This window comes from Paenibacillus sp. LHD-38 (assembly GCF_031157315.1).
Classification (GTDB): domain Bacteria; phylum Bacillota; class Bacilli; order Paenibacillales; family Paenibacillaceae; genus Pristimantibacillus.
The window spans coordinates 1-1,495 of the sequence record NZ_JAVIFU010000125.1; the positions used below are offsets into that span (position 1 = coordinate 1).

Here is a 1,495-nt window from a genome sequence, read left to right on the forward strand (position 1 = left end):
CTACGACAGCATAATCAACTAACAATTAAGTAGATCCCATCTTTTCTCTAACTCGCTGAGGTAGCTTTCAGTATTGCGATTAAATTTTTTACGTAATATGACGTTGGTTAATCGCTTGTCCCACAGCGCTTTACGGGATTTATAGTGACTAAAGGAAACGGAGCGCAGTCGTGAAATTACATGTTCTTGACGAAGCGCATCGCTCACTAGTACGATCATTTCACCATTTCGTATGATGTAGCTGTTCCAGCTTCGAAGTCCTGTAATACGCCGGTGACTTGCCTTCGTCTGTCGAAAAAATCGCTCTAGGTCATTGTTCGTCCTTGGAATGTAATAATGGTCATAACAAGTGAATAGACCTTTCCAAAACCCCCTGGAAAAGTTGAGTAAATTGTTAACCATGATTTCATCGCTTTCAAGTGTGTAGGTTTGTTTCACCCATTCCAGAAGCAATGACAGCTCCCACTCAGCCGTCTTGCTACTTTTGTCTTCACCGGGGGTTAGGATGGTAGCGATATGTTTCAACGGCTTCACTAGCCGCGAAACGGCTGTATAAATAGGTTTCATTCCATCTATTCTACTGAATATTCTGACAACACCTCGAAGCAAATTAGGCTCTTTTTTTATTCAAGCATCTTTCTAAGGAAGCTTGAATGGCTTGTGCACGTTCATAAATGATCAATCCAGGAAGCTCCAGTGGTGGATCTCCATCTTCAAGGAGCAGGGCTCGAACGGCTGCCACATATCCCTTAGCAATCTGCGCTTCGGTAATTTCAGCAGCTTGCGGTTCTGACTGTTCCGTTTTCTCTGCTTCAGAAGCTTTGGATTCAGCTTGCTCTATTTTTCGTTCAATGTCGCGAATTCCGCGCAAGCTCTTTTTGAGTTCCATTTTTAACTTCCGATCAGCATCGACAATGGGTTTGGCTATGTCTTTCAGATAGTGGTACTGACAGTACTGGTAAGGCACATCTGGCAACAATGTTTCGAATGCTAGCCGAATAGACTTTTGCCCGTCACTTACAATACCTACAATGGGATACCCCATTTTCAGGATGGGCTCAATAAGTGTCCTCAGTTCTTCTGCAGTGCCGCTCTTCATGTTTTGCGCAGCAAGCACTGTGCCACTGAATACTTCGCGTAAGACATAAAGTGTTTCATTCCCTTTTTCAGGCTGAACGCCATCCATTGATAGGATGACGCCTCCATTTTGTTCCGTTGTTTCTGCAAGGACTTTGTTCACATGATCGTCTAAGCTTGCAGATAGCAAGGTTTGATAGCGCTCATACAAATTTTGAGCATGCCTTTCGCTCGTAGGGATGCCTTGATCATTCAATGCTTCAGCAATTTCTGCAACCGTTCGATGCTGCTTAAAGCGCAGTTCACCAACGAGAGCGAGTACGTCATATCCATAGGAGGAATGCTTCATGCTAAGCATTTCAGCTTCAGCAGATTTATAGGCAACTCCTGAATGTGAACAACCTGTATTCTTACAAGC

At 43.8% G+C, this 1,495-nt stretch carries 2 protein-coding genes; both read right to left on the minus strand.

Going from position 1 to position 1,495, the window contains the following annotated elements:
* Nucleotides 1-18: 18 nt before the first annotated feature.
* On the minus strand, nt 19-567 hold the full coding sequence (locus RCO25_RS34500; RefSeq protein WP_309000554.1) for a hypothetical protein: 549 nt from the start codon (nt 565-567) through the stop codon (nt 19-21).
* Nucleotides 568-610: 43 nt separating this feature from the next.
* Nucleotides 611-1,495: transposase (locus tag RCO25_RS34505; RefSeq protein WP_309000555.1), on the minus strand; the 885-nt coding region annotated here is incomplete at its 5' end.

What these genes read in the sequence shown, in the direction of transcription:
- RCO25_RS34500 (WP_309000554.1), bottom strand. Translation starts at nt 567, where the DNA reads ATGAAACCTATTTATACAGCCGTTTCGCGGCTAGTGAAGCCGTTGAAA.